General features: G+C 43.7%; 19 protein-coding genes. 13 read left to right on the plus strand and 6 right to left on the minus strand.

Features of this window, described 5'->3' with window-relative positions:
* Positions 1-841 precede the first annotated feature (841 nt).
* The 13 genes from SNR28_RS02990 to SNR28_RS03050 all read left to right on the plus strand — a co-directional run bounded on the left by SNR28_RS02990 (position 842) and on the right by SNR28_RS03050 (position 16,891).
* Entirely contained in the window at positions 842-1,120 is a 279-nt protein-coding gene (locus SNR28_RS02990) for a hypothetical protein (RefSeq protein ID WP_375749540.1), read from the plus strand.
* Between the two features lie 11 nt (positions 1,121-1,131).
* On the plus strand, positions 1,132-2,868 hold the full coding sequence (locus tag SNR28_RS02995; protein ID WP_375749541.1) for a polysaccharide biosynthesis/export family protein: 1,737 nt from the start codon (positions 1,132-1,134) through the stop codon (positions 2,866-2,868).
* Between the two features lie 9 nt (positions 2,869-2,877).
* Positions 2,878-3,663 carry an ABC transporter permease gene (locus SNR28_RS03000; RefSeq protein ID WP_375749542.1) on the plus strand — a complete coding sequence of 262 codons (786 nt, stop codon included), beginning with the start codon at positions 2,878-2,880 and terminating at the stop codon, positions 3,661-3,663.
* A gap of 81 nt (positions 3,664-3,744) precedes the next feature.
* Positions 3,745-4,908: a lipopolysaccharide biosynthesis protein gene (locus SNR28_RS03005; RefSeq protein WP_375749543.1), complete on the plus strand. Its 1,164-nt coding sequence runs from the start codon at positions 3,745-3,747 to the stop codon at positions 4,906-4,908.
* Positions 4,909-5,035: 127 nt separating this feature from the next.
* Positions 5,036-6,199 carry a non-hydrolyzing UDP-N-acetylglucosamine 2-epimerase gene (wecB, locus tag SNR28_RS03010; RefSeq protein WP_375749544.1) on the plus strand — a complete coding sequence of 388 codons (1,164 nt, stop codon included), beginning with the start codon at positions 5,036-5,038 and terminating at the stop codon, positions 6,197-6,199.
* Between the two features lie 37 nt (positions 6,200-6,236).
* Positions 6,237-7,475: a UDP-N-acetyl-D-mannosamine dehydrogenase gene (wecC, locus tag SNR28_RS03015; protein WP_375749545.1), complete on the plus strand. Its 1,239-nt coding sequence runs from the start codon at positions 6,237-6,239 to the stop codon at positions 7,473-7,475.
* Between the two features lie 47 nt (positions 7,476-7,522).
* Positions 7,523-8,737: a hypothetical protein gene (locus SNR28_RS03020; protein WP_375749546.1), complete on the plus strand. Its 1,215-nt coding sequence runs from the start codon at positions 7,523-7,525 to the stop codon at positions 8,735-8,737.
* Between the two features lie 14 nt (positions 8,738-8,751).
* Positions 8,752-11,019 carry a glycosyltransferase family 4 protein gene (locus SNR28_RS03025; RefSeq protein ID WP_375749547.1) on the plus strand — a complete coding sequence of 756 codons (2,268 nt, stop codon included), beginning with the start codon at positions 8,752-8,754 and terminating at the stop codon, positions 11,017-11,019.
* Positions 11,020-11,226: 207 nt separating this feature from the next.
* Positions 11,227-12,573, plus strand: coding sequence for a glycosyltransferase family 4 protein (locus SNR28_RS03030; RefSeq protein ID WP_375749548.1), 1,347 nt, complete (start codon positions 11,227-11,229; stop codon positions 12,571-12,573).
* A gap of 20 nt (positions 12,574-12,593) precedes the next feature.
* Positions 12,594-13,796 carry a glycosyltransferase gene (locus SNR28_RS03035; protein ID WP_375749549.1) on the plus strand — a complete coding sequence of 401 codons (1,203 nt, stop codon included), beginning with the start codon at positions 12,594-12,596 and terminating at the stop codon, positions 13,794-13,796.
* Positions 13,733-14,959 carry a glycosyltransferase family 4 protein gene (locus SNR28_RS03040; protein WP_375749550.1) on the plus strand — a complete coding sequence of 409 codons (1,227 nt, stop codon included), beginning with the start codon at positions 13,733-13,735 and terminating at the stop codon, positions 14,957-14,959. The genes SNR28_RS03035 and SNR28_RS03040 overlap by 64 nt, the downstream gene beginning before the upstream one ends.
* Before the next feature lie 23 nt (positions 14,960-14,982).
* Positions 14,983-15,633 carry an ABC transporter ATP-binding protein gene (locus tag SNR28_RS03045; RefSeq protein ID WP_375749551.1) on the plus strand — a complete coding sequence of 217 codons (651 nt, stop codon included), beginning with the start codon at positions 14,983-14,985 and terminating at the stop codon, positions 15,631-15,633.
* Positions 15,634-15,784: 151 nt separating this feature from the next.
* Entirely contained in the window at positions 15,785-16,891 is a 1,107-nt protein-coding gene (locus SNR28_RS03050; RefSeq protein ID WP_375749552.1) for a M20/M25/M40 family metallo-hydrolase, read from the plus strand.
* Between the two features lie 82 nt (positions 16,892-16,973).
* Here SNR28_RS03050 and SNR28_RS03055 read toward each other — a convergent pair whose 3' ends face one another.
* The 6 genes from SNR28_RS03055 to SNR28_RS03080 form a co-directional block, all read right to left on the minus strand.
* Complete coding sequence (locus SNR28_RS03055; RefSeq protein ID WP_375749553.1) at positions 16,974-17,438, minus strand: hypothetical protein; 465 nt, start codon at positions 17,436-17,438, stop codon at positions 16,974-16,976.
* Positions 17,435-17,980, minus strand: coding sequence for a sigma-70 family RNA polymerase sigma factor (locus SNR28_RS03060; RefSeq protein ID WP_375749554.1), 546 nt, complete (start codon positions 17,978-17,980; stop codon positions 17,435-17,437). The genes SNR28_RS03055 and SNR28_RS03060 overlap by 4 nt, the downstream gene beginning before the upstream one ends.
* Positions 17,977-19,647 carry a von Willebrand factor type A domain-containing protein gene (locus SNR28_RS03065; protein ID WP_375749555.1) on the minus strand — a complete coding sequence of 557 codons (1,671 nt, stop codon included), beginning with the start codon at positions 19,645-19,647 and terminating at the stop codon, positions 17,977-17,979. Before SNR28_RS03065 ends, SNR28_RS03060 begins: the two co-directional genes overlap by 4 nt.
* A 111-nt stretch (positions 19,648-19,758) precedes the next feature.
* A complete protein-coding gene (locus tag SNR28_RS03070; RefSeq protein ID WP_375749556.1) occupies positions 19,759-21,861 on the minus strand; it encodes a VIT domain-containing protein in 2,103 nt (700 codons plus the stop codon).
* Entirely contained in the window at positions 21,848-22,246 is a 399-nt protein-coding gene (locus tag SNR28_RS03075) for a helix-turn-helix domain-containing protein (protein WP_375749557.1), read from the minus strand. The genes SNR28_RS03070 and SNR28_RS03075 overlap by 14 nt, the downstream gene beginning before the upstream one ends.
* Positions 22,247-22,396: 150 nt before the next feature.
* Positions 22,397-23,842 carry a DEAD/DEAH box helicase gene (locus tag SNR28_RS03080; protein ID WP_375749558.1) on the minus strand — a complete coding sequence of 482 codons (1,446 nt, stop codon included), beginning with the start codon at positions 23,840-23,842 and terminating at the stop codon, positions 22,397-22,399.
* Between the last annotated feature and the right edge of the window lie 100 nt (positions 23,843-23,942).

Here is a 23,942-nt window from a genome sequence, read left to right on the forward strand (position 1 = left end):
CAAGAACACCTTAAAATGAACTGCATATCATAGTAATCAAACCTTTAAGTGCTATCCACAATTCTGTGTGTCTACATATCGATTACGAGAATATTGTCTCACTGTGGGGACTTGATGGGCTAACCAACACTTTCGCAAGAGATAAGTGGAATGTGCGAAAGGTTGTTGTATGAGAGTACGGTTCACCAATACTAGTACTTTGGTTATTAATTAAAATTTAGATTTAACTAGATATTTATTATCTTCTTTATAGATATGCTGTAGATAATATAATTTGCTCATATGGCAAATCCAGAGTGATAACATATATAACTATTTATTCGATATTATTTTATCTCTACTAGTATGAGATATTTATAACATGACTATTATTCATGCTTCGTTTATAAATTATCGATTTCTCTTTGGGAATATAATCTTATTTTAGTTTAACGAACTTGATGGGGTTTTTGTGAGTTTTTAAGTGATTGAAAATAATAGCAATGCATTGCTAGGTATGTCTGTTTTTAGGAGAGTTGCTAATTCTGATGTTCGCAATATGAATGTATCACCTTAATTATATTAATGCAGAGTTGATGATGAATTATTGTCATTATCCTAACAAGCTTGATGTTGATCTGAAAAAATCCCGGTAGTATCTTTCTGTACATCATATTGTATATTTTATTTTAAGTTTTATTAAACTTTGATTTGATTTCTACGATTATTAAAAGTGGAGTTTATGGGTAATTCGCATAGTAATAGCTATTCTTTAATTATTAAAACAAGTACCACCTTATTATTCTCAATAGCTATATTTGGTTGCTCTTCAGAGCCCAGGACAGTTAATGCGCAAACATCTTTGATTGAAACGCGTAACGACTTATCTGAGCTTCCGGTTATTGACTCTGGCTACTGGGGCAATCTGAACAACGAATATACCTCAATTATTACCTACGAGAACCAGGGAGTTGGAGTCGGAAGACCATATACCTCTGCTCTGGGTTTTAAGTGCAGAACGTTGACCTTCTCTAAATCGACATCGACTAACAAGGTGGCTAAACGAGTTGCTTGCAGACAAGGTGGCTCTGATGAAGAGGCTTCCTGGCACATGGTAAACACTTTGATCACAAATCAATAAAACAGATTCCTATGAAGTTACATAATTCCAAATGGTTCGCACCAGCTCTAATGGCTATTTGCCCTTTTCAGGTGAGCGCGATAGACGCAACTCAATATCTGGCCGCGCAAAACGCGATGCAGATGGACGCAACTGAACCTGACACCAAAAGCAAAGTTGAAGAAACGGCGCCAAGCAATGCTGGTTACACCAAGGTAAATCGTGAAAACCTACTTTTACCTGGGGAAACAGACGTGCGAAATCTATTGCCTTCTTCAGGGGAAGATCTTGCCCCTCCTTATGGCGCGAATCTTTTTGCCGGGGGCTACGAAACCGAACGTGCTAATGGTCTTAACGACAACTACCTGATTGCTGCCGGAGATAAGATAAACATATGGATGTGGGGAGCAGTAAACTTCTCGAACGTACTTACGGTCGATAATCAGGGCAACATATTTATTCCTGAAATCGGGCCTGTCTCCGTTCTGAATGTGCCAGCAAGCCAGGTTAATGATGTGGTAACCCGAAAAATAAAAGAGGTATACACCAACAACGTTAATGTCTATGTGAATTTGCTTACTGCAACTCCGGTCAGTATATATCTTAGTGGTCCGGTAATCAGGCCCGGTCAGTATGCGGGAATGGCCTCAGACAGCGTATTGTATTATCTGAAACGTGCTGGCGGTATTGACCCAGAAAGGGGAAGTTACCGAGATATATCCATCGTTCGTGAGGGCAGAACGATCGCCAGGGTTGACCTTTATGACTTTGTACGCAAAGGCATAATGCGTGATATTACGTTCAAAGACGGTGACGTCATCCTTGTTCAACCGCAACGGGCTGCAGTAACCGTTTCGGGAGGAGTCAGAAATCCGTTTCGTTTTGAATTGGATACCAGCAACTCAACCGGTAAACAAATCTCAGCTTACGCCAGACCGCTGGCGAAAGTAAGTCATGTTGGTGTTATCGGCGACCGTTCTGAAGGGCCATTTTCTCGTTACATGTCGGCATCAGAGTTCGAGCAGTTCGAGCTACGTGATGGCGACAGAATCGTATACAACGACGACCTTCATGCTCAGGTTATCGATGTTAATGTCACCGGAAGCTATCAGGGGCCATCGTACTTTACGGTAAAGAACGACACGCGCTTACATGATGTCCTCAACCATATCCCGGTTGATCCACAACTCTCTAATTTTAGCTCGGTTTACATTCTTCGAAAGAGCGTGGCACAAAAGCAAAAAGAGATGATTGAGGAGTCACTTGATCGACTGGAAAGAAGTGTTTTCACTGCTCCAATATCATCAGATGGAGAGGCTTCTATCCGCGCCAGAGAGGCGGAGCTGGTTTTGGAGTTTACTAAACGTGCCAGAAAAGTCGCTCCACTAGGTAAAGTCATTGTTGCTGAGCATGGCAAGGTTGCAAATATCCTTCTGGAAGCTGGCGATAAAATTGTTATTCCAAGAAAGACCGATCTTATTCAGGTCGGTGGTGAAGTGTTAATGCCGCAGGCTGTTGTGTTCAACGAAAAAGCAGAAGTTGATGATTACATCGCATGGGCTGGCGGGTTTAGTGAGCGAGCTGAAGATCAGCGTATAGGTTTAATTCGTGCCAACGGACTGGTTGAGTTTGATAGTGATGCTGAAATAGAGCCTGGCGATCAAATTCTTGTCTTACCAAAGGTAGAAGTGAAGACAATGCAGACTGTCAAAGATATTACTCAAATAATGTATCAGATCGCGATTGCTGCGAACGTTGTAGTGGATTGAGTACCTGTAGTGGCGAAAGTAGCAAAGCGCACAAATCTGCAAGTCTGGAGTGATGTCATCCTTGCCATCTTCCTACGCGAGATTAAGAGCAAATCCGATGACAAGCTAGGCGTTGCATGGTCGGTGATTTCACCGGTTGCGCTTATTTTCATGCTTTCATACTTACGAGGCATGGTGGATGGACGCGATACACATGGCATTCCGACCTTCTTTTTTATGGTTTATGGGATGTTATACGTTCAAACATTTCTCGGAGTTGTTACGTCTGTTTCAGCCGCAATAAAAAGGAATAAACCGCTGTATGCGTTTAGACAGGTACAGCCTATTAGTTCCGTCATTGCAGTTACAGTATTTGAAGTGCTGACCAAGATTTGCGTGACGATAGTGATTGTCGTGATTAGCTATTTTTTGGGTTTCGAGTTTGTATTGGAAGATCCAATCTCAGCATTTGCCATATTTCTTGGGGTGGGATTGCTTGGCGCAAACGTGGGGATGCTATTTGCTTTAGCCAGTAGCTTTGTTCCTGAAGTTGATAAAGTCCGAACGTTAGTGGTACGTCCAATGTTCTTTATCTCAGGCATATTTTTCAGCTTACAGGATATTCCCAGAGATTTTTGGCACTACTTAACATGGAACCCAATCTTGCACGCAGTGGAGCTAACACGTTTTGCCGCTTACCCCTATTACGGTAGTGAGGGTGTGAGTGACTCATATTTCGTCATGTGTGTACTCGCTACTCTTTTCTTCTCATTGGCTTGTTATCAGGTTAGTTGGAAGCAGGCTATCAGCCGATAAAACACGATGCCAAAACAAATAAGAAGTCAGCAACGGGGAGCGTCCTCAGCCGTTCGCACGCTCAAATTAAAGAAAAAGAAAATGATATTAGTAAGGTCTCCAGACATGTTTGCTAAGCGATTAATGCAGAAAACTAGAGAGTTAAAAATCGTAAAGATGGTTTCACGGTCGCCATTTATCGCACTCGCGGTTGTACCAAGTATTTGCTTCTCTGCGTATCAGTTGCTTTGGGCGACGGAACGCTATGAAAGTCATGCTCAAGTAATTGTTCAACAACCCGACGGTATGGCGACGATGGACCAGTCAATGGCATTGTTGAGTGGACTTGGAGTGAACAGCACCGCTGTATCGGACACTGAGTTGGTTAAAGCCTATATCTACTCCAACGATATGTTGTCTTATTTGGATGATCAGCTTGATTTGCGCAGCCATTACAGTCATCGGGATATAGATATGTTTAGTCGCATGGAAGCCAATGAGAGTAAAGAAGAGTTTCTGGCGTACTACCAGAATCACCTCGATGTTTACATTGATGCTAAATCTCAGGTTGTACAAATAAATAGTCAGGCATTTGAACCGGATTTTGCCCATCGACTTACCCAAACCATCGTCGACAGAGCAGAGTGGTTTATTAACTCGATAGGCCATCAACTCGCAGAAGAGCAACTTAAGTTCATCAAAAATGAGCACAAAAATGTAGAAGAAAACCTTGAGTCTGCGCAGAGCAAATTATTGGCTTTTCAACAGAAATATAACTTGCTGGACCCAACGGCTGAGGGTGCTGCGATGCAGCAAATTACCTATACGCTTGAAGGGGAAATTACAGCAAAAGAGGCACAACTGAAAGGGCTCAATAACATCATGAGCGGAAATGCGCCACAAGTTGTGAGTATAAAAAATGAACTGAACGCATTGAAGGCGCAGTTAAAACGAGAACGCAGCAAACTTTCGACAGAAACGGGCACTTCGATACCTGTTAGTGAGATTCTAGCTAAATTCACCGATCTGAAAGTGAAAATGGAGCTGGCATTGCAAGCCTATACCGCTTCTCAGGTTTCTCTGGAGAAATCGAGAATTGAAGCTTATCGCCAACTCAAGTATCTGGTTGTTGTGGAGTCTGCTACACAGCCTCAAGAGAACAAATATCCGGACGTTTTTTACAACATAAGCCTGTTTGCCATGTTGATTACCATGATTTTTGCGATTGGAAGAATTATTACGCTGGTGGTGAAAGAGCTGAGGTAAACCTCATCACGCTTTCGAGCTTACTTACTGTTCAATTCATAAAGAAATTTTTAACTCAGTACTTCGTTAACAGAAGTGCATGAGCCTTTTTAATCATTGATTAAGTCGTAATAGGTTAGGGGAGAATATGAAAAAAGTACTGGTTGTTTTTGGTACCAGACCAGAAGCAATAAAAATGGCACCCATTGTCGATGAATTTCAAAAATCACCGCAAGTGCAGGTCCGGGTTTGTGTGACGGGGCAACACCGTGAAATGCTGGATCAGGTACTGGACCTGTTTGATATTAAGCCGGAATATGATCTGGATATCATGAAGAGAGGGCAGGACCTGACCGATGTTACTACGGCAATCCTGGAAGGCTTGAAGCCTGTGTTCGCTGATTTTAAACCTGACCGAATTTTGGTTCATGGCGATACAGCAACTTCTTTCGCTGCAACCTTATCTGCCTACTACCATCAGGTAGCGGTGGGACATGTAGAAGCCGGTCTTCGTACAGGAAATATTTACTCTCCCTGGCCCGAAGAAGGCATGCGTTGCCTAACCGGAAGTATTGCAGATCAGCATTACACACCGACAACAAGCTCTCTAAAGAACTTGATTCTAGAGAACACTGCGCCTGACAAGATTTTTGTTACCGGAAATTCGGTGATTGACGCACTAATCGAAGTCTCTGAGCGCATAGACAACAGCCCAAGCCTACAAGCTGATTTTCAGGAGAAGTTCGATTTTATCGAAGGAGATAAGAAACTTATTCTGGTGACGGGTCATCGTAGGGAAAATCACGGGGACGGTTTTGAACGTATATGCAGAGCACTGAGCAGGCTTGCAGAGCGGGATGATGTTCAGATTGTCTATCCCGTTCACCTTAATCCCAACGTCCAGGAGCCTGTGAAGCGTCATCTTAGCAACCTTGATAACGTGCACTTAATTGAGCCACAAGACTACCTGCCTTTCGTTTACTTAATGAAACGTTGTTATCTGATCTTAACCGACTCAGGAGGTATTCAGGAAGAAGCCCCTTCACTTGGCAAGCCTGTGTTGTGTATGCGTGATACGACAGAGCGCCCGGCAGCAGTAAAGGCTGGAACAGTCAAACTAGTTGGCACTTGTGAAGATACGATATTTAACGAAGTAGTGAACTTGCTGGATAACAACATGACTTATCAGGTAATGAGCTATGCCAACAACCCTTATGGTGATGGCCAGGCAGCAAAGCGAATTCTACAAGCGGTGCTTGGCAATGACACCTCAATGTCGTTGTTTATCGATCACTCCCTGAATGTTGCGTAACGCCATTCGGAATCTATTCAGTTAAACAGAGAAAATCATGAAATTTGAAACTATTTCCGTTATCGGTCTTGGCTATATCGGCTTGCCAACAGCCGCAGTTATTGCGAGTAACAAAATCAGAGTGAAAGGTGTAGACGTTAACCAACATGCTGTCGACACCATCAATCAGGGCAGAATTCATATTGTTGAACCTGGATTGGAAGAGCTGGTAAACACAGCGGTAAAAGACGGCTATCTGACTGCCCATACATCTCCGGAAAAGGCGGATGCATTTCTTATGGCCGTGCCGACACCATTCAAAGGCGAGAACTACGAACCGGACTTAAAATACATCGAGGCGGCTTCTAAAGCATTAGCGCCTCAGTTGGAGAAAGGTAACCTTGTTGTGCTTGAGTCAACTTCACCGGTGGGTGCAACCGAAAAAATGGCCGCATGGCTTCAGGAGGCTCGTCCTGACTTAACATTTCCACAAACTACGAGAGAAGGAGAGTGCGCAGATATTCTTATAGCGCACTGCCCGGAGCGCGTGTTACCTGGTCACGTAATCAGAGAGCTGGTTGAAAATGACCGTGTGATAGGTGGTTTAGATAAGGCGAGCACAGAAGCGGCAACTGCGGTGTATAAATCGTTTGTTCATAAAGGAAACTGCATCGCCACGACAGCCCGAACCGCTGAAATGGCTAAGCTAACCGAGAATGCGAGTCGTGATGTTCAGATTGCTTTTGCAAACGAGCTGTCTGTTATCTGTGAGAAGCAAGGTATCGATGTATGGGAACTAATCGAGTTGGCTAACCTCCATCCTCGAGTCAACATTTTGCAACCGGGTGCAGGTGTGGGTGGCCACTGCATCGCTGTTGACCCGTGGTTTATTGTCAATCAGAACCCGGAAGAAGCGAAACTGATTCATCAGGCACGCAAAACCAACGATGGCAAACCTCTGTGGGTGATAAGCAAAATTGAAGATGCGGTTAAAGACGTTGAAAAGCCTACTATTGCCTGTCTGGGACTGGCGTTTAAACCGGATATTGATGACCTGCGTGAAAGCCCGGCATTAGACATCACTAAGTTACTTGCGATTAAAGGTTATAACATCCTCGCGGTCGAGCCCAATATTGAAGTTTTACCAGGAGAGTTCTCTGCTTTGGAAAATGTAAAGCTCGTGGATCTGGAAACTGCGAGTGCTCAGGCCGATGTTGTTGCTGTATTGGTTAAACATCGAGAGTTTATAGATGGAACAATTACCCATCGTAACACTCTCGACTTTGTGAACTGCTAAATAGGATAGTAAGGGAGCTCTACATAGAGCTCCCGGTAAAATAATTTATGTTTCCGGTAATTGAGCTAAAACACTTTTCAGATCTACCTGTTGGTCAGGATAGGCCGACTCAATATGATATTCGTCTTGAGAAAGATTTCACACTTTCAGTGCTGGCTAAAATTCACGATAAGCCAAAAGAGCTGATTGTTCTTTTTAATGGGGCAACAAGTAAGGATAAATTAACCAAACCCAATTTTTCCAGATGGAGTTGGGCTGAAAAAACGGGTTACTCGTATATTTCTATTTCTGATCCTTTAGTTGGCACAACCGATGATTTAAATCTGGCATGGTATGTGGGAACAACAGACTTTGATCTGCAGAACTATATTCAGAAATGTATTAAGCGAATATTAATCAAAGTTGGTATTGAGCCTAACAAGGTTATTTTTTATGGATCTTCAGGTGGTGGATTTGCTTCAATTGTAGCTTCTACTTACTTACGTGGTTCTACCGCGATTGTCTATAATCCGCAAACGAATGTACTGGACTATAACGAAATAGCAGTAGATAGATTCTTGAACAGTTTTGGTGCAGAAAGAGCAGAACTAACAAAAGAGTGCTTGTATCGTTTTTCAATTTCAGAGCTAATGAAGCGTAATAATTACCTCCCAAACATAATTTATAAACAGAATACCCAAGACCAAAGCCATATACATCAGCATTACTTCAATTTCTATCAGAAGTATATGGATATGACGATAGGTATTGGTGGTTATGGTACGAGCCTGACAACGCATTTGTTTCACTCGAATGACGGGCACTCAGCCATTTCCGATATCAATGGATTCAAACAGGAGATCGAGGCTTGCTTACAAGTAGAGAAGCCGATTGAACGGAAGCCTTACAGCAGTATAGGCTTGTCTGCTTTTAATCTGGATTCAAAGATAAAGTGGGTCTACGACTTCGATGAACCAAGCTCTTCAACATTATCCGTTTCTGGTTTATACGATTTAACAATAAGTGAGAAAAACAAGCCTGCAATTCTTATCGCTTTCGATACAGATATTATTGATGAGGAATCACTTCGGTCTTTCGGTCTCGGATATTCAAAAAGCTTAAAATGCGCATTTAAATATATAAAACCTAAAACGAACAGTGAGAACTTTTTATTCTCTTTGGAAAATAAATTAGGGGTCAAACGAGTGGGTTTTAGAATCTGGAGTGGAGCGAATACAGCATCCATTTCAGATTTGAAGATTGAATGTTCTGATGCGGTATAGAGTTTAATTATTATATGAAGTTTTTAGAATTAATTGGCATTCGAAAAAGAACATTGCCAAATATTAATGTCGACCTATCCTCAGAAAGTGACTATATATTCTGGTGCGAAAAAAATGTCACGCATGCAAGACAGGTCTCCTGCTCCAGAGCGGCATTTCAACAAGGAAAAGATATTTATCCTGAACCTGCTTTAACCTATGGCGAGTATGCATTAAATGAAACTTTCGACCCAGCATATATTTCTGTTTATGCCAACCGATTAAAGCGGTCAGGAAAAGTAATAAAGGCTAGGGAACTGTATTCGCAAATTGAAGGTTTAGATTTCGTACAGCCCAAGTTATCAGCCGCGAACCCTGTATTTAAGGTACTTGGGGCTCGATGTGATGCCACTAATGCTAAAAAGTGGATGGACTTTGTTATATTAAGAAATAAGGGCGCGCACAAAGGGCTATCACGAAAGTTCTTCACCGTTTTTAAAGATGTTGATATGCCACTGGCTGTGAATACCGGCCTGGCCTATGCTGAAAGCCACGCAAAGGACATCAGATTTACCTCAGTATTTCTGAAAAGGGCTAAGCAGGTTATGACGGATGCTGAGTTTCTTGAACTGGTTATTCGTTTAGAAGAGAAGCACTCAGATGAGTTGTATCAGCATTACATTACTGTTGGCCAAATTAGTCATATTGTCAGCGAGTTTGGTGAGGGTGATGAAAGCTTGCAGCAAGTTCAAGCTATGTGCTTAGCGAGCAAAAGTGAATCTATTTTGAAAGCGGCCTTTGTCGCATGTAGTGACAAAAACTCTGCGTTATATTTATATTGTGCCAATGAGCTATCAAAGCTTGATCTGGATTGTAAGTGGAAGCGAAGAATTACGGACTTCTTCTTGTCACTGGGGCACGTATCTGTCGCTCAGGAGCTTATCTCAAAAGCACCCAAAACGGATCTAGAGCGGATGAAGAACAGATCCATCTCTTCTATCTACAACTTGAGTAGGAGAGGATATACGAAGGCTGGTGAACTAACGATTTACCCATACTATCAGCCTGAACGTTTGAAGGTTTTTTATCTGTTGCACAACCGATTACCGTATAACTCTGGTGGGTATGCAACAAGGTCACACGGATTGATTACTTCTGTAAACAAACGCTGGAGTATTGATGGTGTTTCCCGGTTAGGGTACCCACAAGACCGTGCAGGTTTTGAAAGTGAACCGTACGTGCCAAAAAACGTTATAGACGGTATTACTTATCATGCCTTAAATAACAAGCTGCATGCTTTTGGCAAAACACCCTTGGAAGAGTATATCTCTCAGTATGCACAAGAGCTTCAAAGTCAGTGTTTGAATGTAAAGCCTGCCATTATTCATGCAGCATCTAACTATATGAATGGACTCGTTGCCACCAGTGTTGCTCGAAGCTTAGGGATCAAATCCGTCTACGAAGTTCGCGGGTTATGGGAGATTACCCGAATATCTAAAGACCCTGCATGGGAAGGAAGTGAATACTTCAACATGATGGTGAATCTGGAGGCTCAGGCTGCGAAAGAAGCAGATGCAGTGTTTACTTTAACCAAAGCGTTAAAAAATGAACTGATTTCCAGAGGAGTGGATGAAAACAAGATAACACTTTTGCCAAACGGCGTGGATTCCTCAAGGTTTGTCCTTATAGACCGAAATGACGCACTGGCAAATGAGCTAGGGTTTGATGGCCAAGTTATTATCGGATTTATCGGTTCTGTAGTGCAATACGAGGGTGTTGAATACATCATTGAGGCAGCAAATATACTCAAGGGCCGTGGCGTACATAACTTCTCTGTTCTTATCGTCGGTGATGGTGCGGTGTTGGAAGACGCAAAAGCGTTAGTCAGCAGACTTGAACTAGAAGAGACTGTCGTGTTTACGGGACGTGTGCCTCATGAAGATGTAGAGCAGTACTATTCGATTGTCGATATCTGTCCTCTTCCAAGAAAGGGCCTACCCGTTTGTGAAATGGTTTCACCACTTAAACCGTTTGAAGCAATGGCAATGGGGAAAACAGTGGTGTCGTCGAACGTTGAAGCGCTTGCTGAAATAGTTCAAGACGGCGTCACGGGTTTGTTGCACCAGAAAGATGATGCATCTGATTTAGCCGATAAGCTTGAGCTACTGATTAATAACCCCGAATTAAATCATAGGCTTGGTAGCACTGCCCGAGATTGGGTAGTGAAAGAACGTGACTGGAAGAGCATCGCGCGCAGAGTCGACGCAGTTTACTCGCAATTGCTTGATGAATCGAACAAGTAACGGATGTTAAGTTCAAACATCGTTAGCTTGAAGCGGAACACAGTTACCGTTGGCAATCGGCTGATATCCGGGGCTATTTCTCGACTGTATGAGTCTGAATATCGAGAATTGTGTCCGGTCATAATAAGGTTGTTACCACAACATTCTTATAGGCTTGCTTGTGTTTACTTAAAGCATGGTCGGGTATCGGATGCCTATGAACTCCTTTTGGCATATCCGCCTAAAACCCAAAACGGTCAGACTCTATTGGATAAACTGAAGTTTCAAAGTGAGGTGATCAACGCCGGCAAACAGACATGGCTGCCACTGAACTCCGAGAAATCAAAGCTAAGTTTTAATCGTTCTGTTCTGATGACACTGCACAGTTCTGCCCCCTATGACAAGGCGGGCTATTGGTATCGTACCACTGCCTTGTTAACAGCGTTGAAGTCACACCAGGTATCCGTAGTTTGTGCAACACGAGCGGGGTACCCATGGGATTTGAGAAAGCATAAAGACTTACCAAAAGTGGAATCTGAGATGGTAGATAACACGCTCTTTTTCAGATTGTCAGCAGGTGGTTTTCCTTATAAGCGTGGGGCAGATTTGAAGTACATCAACGGTTATGCGCAGCAACTGACAGAGATAGCAAAGGCTAAAAAGGCATCGGTGATTCATGGACACTCAAACTATCTAAATGGTCTGGCAGCAATTAAAGCGGCTCGTGATCTGGGCTGCAACAGTGTTTATGAAGCAAGAGGTTTTTGGCATATGACTCAGGAAGCCAAAACACCGGGTTACAAAACTACAGAACAGTATGACTACGAATCGAAAATGGAACGTTATGCCTTAGAACTGGCTGATAAGGTTGTGACGCTCTCCCATGCGATGAAAGCGCTGATTACGAGTTGGGGGATAGAGTCCGACAAAATACATGTGGTACCAAATGCAGTGGACACCATGCAGTTTTCTCCAACAGTGAAGCAAGCGTGTGTGAACCTTACGAAAAGTCAGTTGCCGGACAATCACTGTTTCACTATAGGTTTTATTGGTTCACTTACCGTTTATGAAGGTTTAGATGTATTGATAAAGGCGGTGGTTAGCTTACGTCACAAGGGACACAATATTCAGTTAGTCATTGTAGGAAGCGGGCCAATGGAAAGTGAACTTACATCAATGGCGATGCAACATGATTGTGTTCATATGGTTGGCAGCGTTGCTCATGAAGAAGTAATAGCATGGTACGCTCAGTTTGATCTCTGTGCTTACCCTAGAACAGACGATGAAGTATGCCGTTATGTGCCGCCGATGAAAGTATTGGAAGCGATGTCAATGGAGATCCCTGTTGTTGTCTCTGACTTACCACCACTCACAGAAATGGTGGATGATATGTCTACCGGGCTGGTATGCACTTCCGTAGATCTCAACTCATTAGCCAAATGTCTTGAGTTTGGTCTATCGCACCCAAAGGAGCTGGAAAGAATCGCGAGCAACGCAAGGACGTGGGTAATGAACAATCGTACCTGGCATCAAAATGCCAGGCGATATGAAAGTCTCTACAACACATTTAAGTAATATTGCATATGAGAATATCAATGCTTGTCTGGAACGAGTTCCTGAATGACGCGCGGGTGCTAAAAGAAGCACAAACCTTACAAAGTGAAGGTCATCAAGTCTGTGTTCATGCACTGCATACTCCCGGCGTAACTCAACAGAAGGAGCGGCGTGAAGAAGGGATATCGGTGACGCGTGTCGCGCGCAGTCCCTTCTGGGGTCTAAGAAAAAAGCGTCGCAAGGAGAGTGAGAAGTCTCAGCCGGTAGAACCGAAACCCATCACTCTGTCACATCAACTGATGCGACTGGTAGCTCGAAGTTGGACACATTCTGCTCTGTGTCATGCTCTGATAAAGAGCAAGCCAGATGTGATTCATGCTCATGATGTAAATGTATTACCTACGGCATGGTTGGCATCGATATTGTGCCGGGTTCCGCTTGTTTACGATGCTCATGAAATCAGTACCAGTCGGGAAGGATACAAGAGCTTTAGAAAGCTTGTTGCCTGGATTAAGATTCGTATGCTTCCAAAAGCGGTAGCAGTTATTACAACCACAGACATGAGAGCTAAGTACCTTGCCAGAGCCTACGGTGTAAAAGAGTCTGTAGTACTGCAAAACAGGCCAAGGCTCACCACAGCTGAGAAGTCTTCAGATTGCATTCGTGAGCACCTCTCTTTGCCAGAAAGGGATTGGCCAATCGTGTTATATCAGGGTGGACTTCAGTCTGGCAGAGGTCTTGAAAAACTGATTGATGCTGCCAGGTTAGTGGAGAATGTGTACTTTGTTCTAATTGGTGGTGGACGCTTAACTTATGAACTGAATTGTCAGATTTCATCGTTGAACCTAGAGTCGCGTGTCCATATTATTCCTACGGTACCTTTGAGCCAGCTCCCGAGGTACACAGCGTCTGCGGATCTTGGTATTCAACCGATTGATAACACTTGTTTCAATCACTTTTCTACTGACTCAAATAAGTTGTTTGAATATGCCTTAGCGGGTCTTCCGGTGTTGGCATCAAACTTTCCTGAAATTCGCAAAATTGTGCAGAAATATTCAATTGGCGACCTTATTCAAAGCAATACTCCCGAGGGGTTGGCAGCTCAGGTTAAACAGTTAGTTTTTGACCATGAGCGCTTGGAGCGATATAGGCGAAATGCGTTATTGGCCCGGGATAATCTGTGTTGGGAAGAACAGGAGCACAAGTTAACGGCAATCTATCAGTCCATATTGGTGCCACAGTGAAGCCCAAACGCATTTTGATTTTGAGTTACTTTTACGAACCGGATCTTTCGGCATGTTCCTTTCGAACGGCTGCTCTAGTGAGGTATTTGGCCGATCTTTATCCGGACATAGAAATTGATGTCGTCTCAACCGCGCCATCTCGATACGCTTCTTATAAGCCAGAAGTAAAAAGCCGTGTTGCCAGCAACGTTAATATATCGCGGGTTGATGTTGCTGATGTCGGATTTGGTTTTATGGGAGAGTTGTTTTCATTTGCTAAGTACGCCTTTCACATAAGGAGTTTCATCTCCGATAAAGAGTATGACTTGGTATACGCAACCAGCGCAAAGCTCGGTACATCGGTACTGGCACGAGTTATTGCAAAGAAGAAAGCTGCCAAACTTTATTTGGATATCAGAGATCTTTTATCCGATAACATGGAGCACATGTTTCACCCGTGTGTTCATATCCCGCTATTACCCATCATTCGCAAGCTAGAACAATACGCTTTTTCGGGAGCCAACAGAATTAACGCGGTTTCTGGTGGGTTTACGAGACATCTGGAAACGTTTGTGAGTAGCGATTGCATTCGGCAGTTCACAAATGGAATTGATGACGGGTTTTCAACTTTGCGTCTAAGAAAAAGGAGTGATAGACCGTTGAGGATTGTTTATGCGGGAAACCTTGGTACATGCCAGGCGCTGCATAAAATTGTTCCAGAACTCGCGCAAAGGGCCAATGTTCGAATCACTGTCGTAGGTGATGGCCGTGATGCCAAAAAGCTCACGAATGAGTTACTTAAAAAAAGAGTTAACAATGTAGAGGTTCACCCTCCGGTTCCCAGAGCAGAGCTTAGTAATTACTACGAGGACGCAGATGTACTGTTTTTGCATTTGGACAGCTTTGAAAACTTATCCCGCGTGATTCCGTCCAAGGTGTTCGAGTACGCCGCAACGGGGTTACCAATGATTTGCGGAGTGCAAGGTTTTACAAGAAAGTTCATCGAAACAAATATTTCAAATGCTGCGACGTTTCCTCCAAACGATGTTGATGGTTGTATATCGAAGCTAAGTTCACTGCGACTTGAAGTGTCTTCAAGAGAAGTGTTTTGTGCGCGATTTAGTCGTAAAAAAATCATGAGCGAAATGACAAGCGACATCGGCAATCTGCTCTTTCAGTCATAAAGGGCGTTTCCTTAAGGACTCCAATGATAACGTTAAATAAGCTAACAAAGTTTTATCCTTCGAAACTAGGTAAACAGTACATCTTTAAAGACTTAGACTTTACCTTTCCGGAAGGAAAAAATATCGCCATTCTTGGCTCCAACGGTGCTGGTAAATCCACGTTGTTCCGGGTGATTGCGGGTAGTGAATACCCCAACTCAGGCAGTGTTACAATGACCCGTTCTATCTCCTGGCCGGTAGCCCTTGCAACAGGTATTCATCCTCAGATGACAGGGAGAGAAAATACGCGCTTTATTGGCAGAGTTAACGGTGTCTGCGATCTAGAGGAATATGAAGAGAAGGTGAAGGCGTTTGCCGAGCTTGGAGTTAAATACGATTTACCGGTTCGGGGATATTCTAGTGGTATGCGTTCACGCCTCGCTTTTGGTTGCTGTATCTCTATTGATTTTGATATCTATCTGATTGACGAAGCTACGTCGGTTGGAGACCAAGGCTTTCGCAGAAAAGCAAAACAAGCCCTGCTTGATAAGAAAGATGAAGCAACCGTGATTATGGTGAGCCACGATATCAAGGAGATAGAGCAGTTTTGTGACAGTGCAGTTGTACTGCATCAAGGTCGCCTGACGTATTACGACGATTTAAGTGAAGGGCTGAATTACTATAAGTCGTTGTGACTGATAATAGTTCTGGCTTAGGTGATACAAAAAGCAGCAATCAGCGTCAGAGTTGTGTCAGGTGCTCTCTATTATTGATTCACCTCACATAACCTATTGTCTGTCTGTGTCATAAGTTGCGCTGCAAATTAAAAGAAAGAGAGAAGCTCAAATGACACAAGTTAATCAGCAACGCTTAGTTGAACATTTCTGCCAACTGGTTCGCATCGACAGTGAATCAATGAATGAAAAGGAAATTGCAGAAACGCTGACGGAACAGTTGGGAGAGCTCGGTTTTATAGTACATAAGTTGCCGGTACCGGAAAAATACACGAACGGATTTAATGTATACGCGCGTCTTGAGGGCCAGAAAGAAGGCTCGATTCTTATGAGTGCGCACATGGATACCGTAACTCCGGGGATTGGTATCGAACCAATCATCGAAGACGGCATCATTCGCTCTAAGGGTGAAACGATTTTAGGTGGCGATGATAAATCGGGTATTGCTGCTGTAATGGAAGCGGTTCGCTGCATTCAAGAGCAAAACCTTGAACATAAAACTTTGGAGCTTGCATTTACCGTTCATGAAGAAGGTGGTTTGTTTGGTTCAGAATATTTCGATATGTCTTACGTTACGTCAAAAGAAGCGATTGTTTTGGATACCGGTGGTCCAATTGGTACTATCGTGACTGCGGCTCCGGGACAGCAGAAGATTGTTGCGACCATCAAAGGACGCCCAGCGCACGCAGGCCTTGCCCCGGAAGAGGGCATAAGCTCGATTATGGTTGCGGCAGATGCCATTAGCCAGATGAAGTTGCTTCGCATCGATGACGAGACAACGGCAAACATCGGCATGGTTAATGGAGGCCAGGCGACGAACATTGTGATGCCTGAGCTGAAAATCGTTTCGGAAGCTCGCTCCCTGAACGGTGAGAAATTAGCAGCGCAGGTTAATCATATGATTTCAACCTTTGAAGCCGTGGCTGAAAAACACGGTGCCGAAGTAGAAATTGAATCGAGCCGTGCTTACGACTCTTTCGTTATCGAAGAAGATAACGCACACGTGGAGGCGATTAAAGAAACGTTCGCTGATATTGGTGTTGAAGCCTTTACCAAAGGTACTGGTGGCGGTAGTGATGCAAACAACTTCAACAAGAAGGGAGTTACAACAGTAAACCTTTCAACAGGCATGGCGAAAGTGCATACCACAGAAGAGTTTATCGCGGTCGAAGATATGGTGAAGATTACCGAGTTCGTGAAGCGATTCCTGACTAAGTAACCTCTTGCCACGGCGTTTATACTGCGTGCCCCCGGATGTGATATTCGGGGGCATTTTTGATTGGGAACGAATCGAAATAGGGTTACTCTTCAAGCAATACCAGCAAGTGCTCCGGTAGCTCTTTTTCTAGCTCTGGATGTGCTTTAAGTAGCTCTTGAAGTTCGGAGCGTGCTTCATCAACTCTGTCCTCCTGCAATAGTCTTTCTATATGGGTAAATGGAGATATAGATAGCTGTCGGCTAGACTTAGCACGTATTGCTCGTTCTGCTTCTGGTGCAACTCCCATCAGTGACATTTCATCTGAAAAGGCCTCAACCTGCTCTGGAACAGGAACGGATAATGGCTCCTCTTGCCATTGCCATGGGGCCAGTATGGCGACAAAACCTACTGAGGCTGCAAGGCCGATATAGGGCCACCAGTTTCGTGATTTTTTGAGGTTAGAAACTGAATATTCCAATATCGCATTGTCAGCTTCAGCCGATGGCGTTTCTGTTGCCCCTTTTTTATACAGGGAGATGATGTCCTGATCATCGTATTTCTGATTCATGTTCTCTCTCCCAGCTTTTTGGTCAGGCAGTGCCTGAGTTGATCAAGGGCATATCTCAGACGGGTTTTTATCGTCTCTTTTTTTTGGCCGGTTATCTCGCCAATTTGTGATGTTTCGAATCCAGCTTCATGTTTAAGTAGAAAGGACTCTCTCTGCTGCTCAGGCAGCAATTCGATGCAGTTTTTCAATGCGGATACTTTGCGTTGCTCCGGATCATCTGTAGAGACGGATAACTCATCATCACCGACTACCACCAGTTCAGGCTTTCTGACACTTGATTTTCTATACTCATCGACCACTAAGTTGTGGCTAATGGAGTAAAGCCAGGTGGTAAACTTAGCTTTTTCCGTATAAGTTTGGCGTTTATCTACTACCCGAAACCAAGCATCCTGAAATAACTCTTCTGCTCTGGCCCGATTGTCAGGCAACTGCCGGACAAAGTAGCGAAACAAAGACGCTTTGTGTCTCTGGTACAGCTCAGCAAAGGCGCTACCATCGCCTTTGCTGTACGCAATCATCAGTTCTTCATCGGTTTGCTTCATAAACTCTGTGCAACTTCCACTAGTGCAACAAACTCTCCGCGATAATTATATGGATCGTCACCTCTACTGGTTCGGGCGATCGCTGCGATTTGTTCGTAAGAAAAATTATCCATGTACTGATTGTCCTTTAGCTTTTGAGCAAATGCAGCGACTGAAGTAGCAAACTGAAATTCTTTGCTGGTGGCATTAAAGTTATTTTCAATATTATCAAGGTCAACAGTGTGAGAGATACGTTTGCTGTTTGATTCTCCTGGTAGTTTATATCTGACTTTGACCTGAACCAACTCATCTGCGTGTTTACTCTTTACAGACTCAGTCTCTTGATAACGAAGCTTATCGATTTGACCTTCATTCCCAGAAAGTGTGAGCTCGTAAAGTGCTGTTACTGTGTGGCCGACACCTATTTCGCCCGCATCTACCTTGTCATTATTAAAGTCTTCGTCTTTTAACAAGCGATTTTGATAACCGATCAGACGATACTCTTTTACAGTAGCCGGATTAAACTCAACCTGAATTTTTACATCGGATGCGATTGTCTGAAGCGTACCACTCATCTGTCTCATAAGGACTTTCTTCGCTTCATGCAGTGTATCGATATAGGCATGGTTGCCATCTCCGGTATTTGCCAGTTGTTCCATCAATGCGTCATTGTAATTACCGCGGCCAAACCCCAGCGTTGTCAAGGAGATACCTTTTTTGCTCTCGGCTTTTATAAGTTCTTTAAGTTGTTCGATATCGCTTTCTCCAACATTAAAGTCGCCATCTGTTGCCAGCACTATACGGTTGATACCATTATCAACAAATCCAATATCCGCTTGCTGAGAAGCGAGCTTGATACCGCTCTCTCCATTGGTGCCCCCACCGGCTGTTAAGTTCTCCAGAGCGTTCTGAATGGCTTTTTTGTTGTCGCCACTTGTTGCTTCAAGGACAACTTGTGTACTGCCTGCGTAGGTCACCAGGCTAATGGTATCGTGCTCGGTTAACTCCTTAGTCAGCATACCTAGGCTTTTTTTAAGTAGTGGAAGCTTGTTTTGCTGGTTCATAGAACCAGACACATCGATTAAAAACACCAAGTTAGAAGGTTTTCTTTCAGACTTAGGAATATCGTAGCCTTTGAGACCTATTTTCAGAATATGTCGGTTGGAGTCCCATGGTGCAGTTGCAACTTCGGTATGTACGTTAAAAGGCACAGATTTGTCTGCTGGTTCCGTGTATTCATAAGGGAAGTAGTTGATAAAGGCCTCTTCTCGAATGGCGTCTGACGGTGGTAGTTCTCCCATATTGAGATAACTTCTCACATTGGCGTAACTGCCTGTATCTACATCAATACTAAAAGTAGAGAGCGGATTGTTTACAACCTGCTGTATACCATTGCTTGGGGAGTCTAGGTAGTTGTCTCGGTTGTCCATACCATAGGCGATATCCGCTGATGCGAGATAAGCTTCAGCTACCATTTTCTTGTGAGAACGAATAGAGCCGGGAACCGCCTGAAGTTCCATACGTTGCAACAGAATAACTTCTTTCTCTCTACGAGCATTTTCCAGACTAATTTGATGTGCAGCTTTCGCCTGATCAGTATTTGCACTCTGACTCTCTTCTTTATGAGTACACCCATAGATAGCAATGAGAGACAAAGCGATAGACGCTGAAATGGTTTGTTTTAGCATGATTAATCATCCTTTTACTTTGTTTGTACAGGTATAAACGGATGAGTTGTGCAAGTGGGGTGAAAAAAATAAAAAAACGGAAAGAGGAGAATCTTTCCGTTTTATAGGTTATCAGCTGGCGAAATTTGATTTCACCTTCAATAAGGTTTCTACCCGCTGGTTAAACGGGTGGTTCTCCTGCTCAGCCAGTTGTATCAGGTAGGCTGCACAGTTTGCCGCTTCGTTATCTAGGCCAAACGCTTGTATTTCATCAATATCGAATCCACAACGCACCAAGTAGTCATAACATAAAGTTTCACTAGCAGGGCGAGCTTTGCCGTTTCTTCGATCCAACCTTGCTTCAATAATATTAAGAGTTCTCATTCGATTCTGTTTATTCTTTCTACTCAAGCGCTTATCAAGAGCATCAAGTAAATCATCATCGTCAAAGGTAGGTATAGAATCCGATTCTGCGCGTCTTCTCAGAAACGGAGGTACTTCCAGAAAGTCTGTATCCATCGAAGCATTAACAGGCTGTGCCGGTCTGGATGCATTCGCTGGTGCTGCTGACATGAACGCTTTATCCATTTGTGGAACGGCAACGAGCTCAGGCATACCGTCTGCTGCGGGAACCGCGTCTTCTCCCACCATGGTGTAGCTGGTAAACGGAGAGATGATGTTGGCTTTGGTTGCTAATGTTGTTGCCTGTTCAACTCGGCTGGTGCCCCATTTATTGATGAGTAACTTAGCCACTAACTGCGAAATAGCGGTTTTAAAGTTTAACTTGGGGTCTTGAGTCAAGAAACTATGCTCTGATTCCTGTTGAGCGACAATATTCTTCGGACGCTGATGAGTAATCATAGCTACTGCATTACTCTGGTTTTGGTACAGGAACGCAGGATGATAGAGTGAATGTGTCGCTAACTCTGCTCCATGAACGTAAATTTTTGCTGGCAAGCTGTGATGAGCAGATTGTGTAAATACTTTAATTAGAGCGTCTGCCATATTTTCGTGTGGGTTAACCAGTGTTAGACATCCACCAGTCTCAACAGCAAGCCTTTGTAATATCGATTCAGAGATGGCAAACCCAACGCCAATGCAAAAAATGCGAATCCCTAAGGCTTTTGCTTCTCCAATTAGTTTATCAAAGTGGTCGTGAGCCCACACTTGTCCATCAGTAAGAAGAACAATATCGCTCACCATTTCTTTTGATTTCACCTGTTTTATGGCCAGTTCAAGCGCCAGTTCTATTTCTGTTCCCCCTAAGTCAGCCGAGAGGGTGTTCAAAGCGTCAGTGAACTCCTCAGTCGCTTCTCTGGGGTAATCATAAATACTGTGTGCATCGGAACCATACTCAATAAGGTTGACGGGGCGATTCTTGGGAAACTCAATAAACACTTCCTGCAAACCTTGAGCAACGTGCGTAATAGAAGGGCCACTCATTGAACCTGAACAGTCGACAAGCAACTGAACCGCTCTTGGTTTATCGTGGTTACCACTGTTCGTTAAGGCAGGTTTTTTTAGGACACTTTCATTTGGGACGATAGATCCAAGAGTCGCATATTGACCATCGAACTCAGTTGTGAAAAACGAAGATACAATAGCCTCGCATCTTAGTGTGAAACTGATGTCCTGATTTAAGAAACCGGTGAATCGAACTTGTTCTGAGTTCACAGCTTCAATTTGATGTGATGAGTTTGAAATTTCTGAAGAGTCGGGCAAGTAGACATTGGCCACAAAGGGATAGCTAACCAGAGCGTTAGTGGATGGTTCGGGCGAGCCAAAAAAGTCTTTCACGCCATAATGAGGTGTTACAAACGTAGGCAAAAAGTAGCGAAGCTGATTGCGTTCCGTTGTTGCTATTTGATGCAAAGTTAAGGATATCTCAGCGGATTCGCGAGGTGCCAGATTACCCAGATTTAGTTCGTATAAACCATCTCCCACATCTTTAATGAGTACCGCACGTTTCCCTTCGGCAATACCTTCTTCGTACTTCTCGTCAGCGGCTAACTTTTCTAGCACCTGACCTTCATAAGAGTGTTCACCAATCCGAATTTGCACGCCTCCTAATACCGCTTCGCGTGGAATAGGGAAGTGATAACACGTTTCTATCACAGTATCGCTGTCATTAAAAAAGTGTTGAGTAAGTTCGGTTGTAACCACTGGAAACAAGAAACGAATGTTGATGTTTGCCTCTTTAAGAGGTGATTGGTTGAAGTGATTAGTTTTGTTCATTGGCTCCCTCCAGAATACGGGTTACAGATTTGGCGATATTTTGTATCGTGACGTGATCAAGTCCGGCAACACTTTGGTCAATTTGGATCTCTATACCCTGAGCGATATGAATTGTGGTCAACATACTTATTTCACCAGCAATTTTTTTGGGTTCAGGTATGTCTGCTGGTGGTTCTTTTAGTGCAGATGCAATTTTGTCCAGAGATAGCCCGGCATTGCTCCACTTTTTTACAAGTAAGCACTGTTCGACATGTTGTTCACTGTACTTCGCGGCTTTTCGTTCACCGATAGGCCGATCTACAAGTCCCTTTTGTATATAAAAGCGTATTGTTCTGACCGGAAGTTCAACAAGCTCGCTGAGTTGGGTAATAGAGTAGAGATTCATACATTCACCATTTAATTGACAGTTAAAGTGTATATTAATGTCTGTTTAACTGTCAAATAAAGATCTTGGTTAGATCTTATGGTGCAAAAAGGCCCCGTAACTCTGAGTCTACGGGGCCTAAATTGATAATTGGAGCGATTGGGTATTTCGCTACTGTTGAGCCGGTTTGCGGGGCTTCCTTACTGGTTTCTTACGTGAAGCAGGGGTGTTGTTCCCACCTGTGCTTTTACCACCGGAGTGATTGTTAGTTTTGCTTTTAGCTTCACCGCGAGCGTTCTTTGGCTTAGAGGTACTATTTCCCTTTGAGATATGGCGACGATTTTTCCCAGTCGGCTTGTGACCCTTAGCATTATCCCCAGAGCGCTGACCATCTACATGATCTTTGTTCACCTTTGGCTTTTTAGGTTTTTTGGGCTTCTTTGGCTTGATAGGTCGGGTATCCAATCTGGACTCTGGTACGGTGTTTGTTACAGGGAAGGCTTCCAGTTCAAACCTTGGAATCACTTTTTGAATTAACCTTTCTATTGCAAATAGTTCAGGTGCCTCGTCTGCACATACCAGCGAATATGCCTGACCCACTTCACCAGCACGACCTGTGCGTCCAATTCTATGAACATAATCTTCAGCTACATTGGGAAGATCGAAGTTCACCACTTGTGGAAGCTGCGGTATATCGATACCGCGAGCCGCGATATCTGTCGCGACGAGTACACGAATATCTCCTGATTTGAAATCAGCCAGTGCTTTGGTTCGTGCCCCCTGACTCTTATTGCCGTGGATAGGAGCGGCTGTTATTCCCTGGTCGTTCAGATAATAGGAAAGACGATTTGCGCCATGCTTTGTTCTGCAAAAGACCAGCGTTTGTTGCCAGTTTCCATCAATGATGAGTTGTTTAAGCATAGGCGCTTTTTTACGCTTATCGGCAGGGTATACATTTTGCTCAACGGTTCTTGCTGTGGAGTTTGCCGGGTTAACGGATACTTCGATTGGGTTGTTCACCAAGCCTTTCGCAAGTTCGCGAATCTCTTCTGAGAAAGTGGCAGAGAAGAGCAGGTTCTGTCTTTTCTTAGGAAGTAAATTAAGAATCTTTTTGATGTCTCGTATAAAGCCCATATCCAGCATACGGTCGGCTTCATCCAGAACAAGCACCTCAAGTTGATCAAATTTAACGGCATTCTGATTGAATAAATCTAAAAGTCTTCCCGGAGTCGCGACCAGTACGTCGCAGCCTATACGCAGGTTCATCATCTGCGGGTTAATTTTAACGCCACCGAAGACAACGTTAGAACGAGTAGGAAGATACTTACTGTATTTGACGACACTGTCATTCACCTGAGCGGCCAGTTCTCTGGTTGGTGTCAGTACAAGCGCGCGAACATGATTTCCTTTTACTCGTGGGCCTGAGCTGAGAAGTTCCAGAATAGGCAGTGTGAATCCGGCCGTTTTACCTGTTCCTGTTTGAGCCGCAGCCATAACATCTTTTCCATCAAGTACAGCAGGAATTGCTTGTTGCTGAATAGGAGAAGGGATGTCGTAACCTTGCTCTTCGATGGCTTTTAAAATAGGTAGTGAAAGGCCCAGTTGGGTAAAACTCATAGAATTTGCTCTCGGTCGGCAGAGTAGAAACAGGCTGATTTAGCTGTAAAGGTCGCGCATTTTGCGCTTTTTGTAAGGGGAACACAAGCTCATTCGCGGG

Origin of the sequence: Vibrio iocasae, assembly GCF_042245395.1 — a bacterium.
GTDB classification, from domain to species: domain Bacteria; phylum Pseudomonadota; class Gammaproteobacteria; order Enterobacterales; family Vibrionaceae; genus Vibrio; species Vibrio iocasae.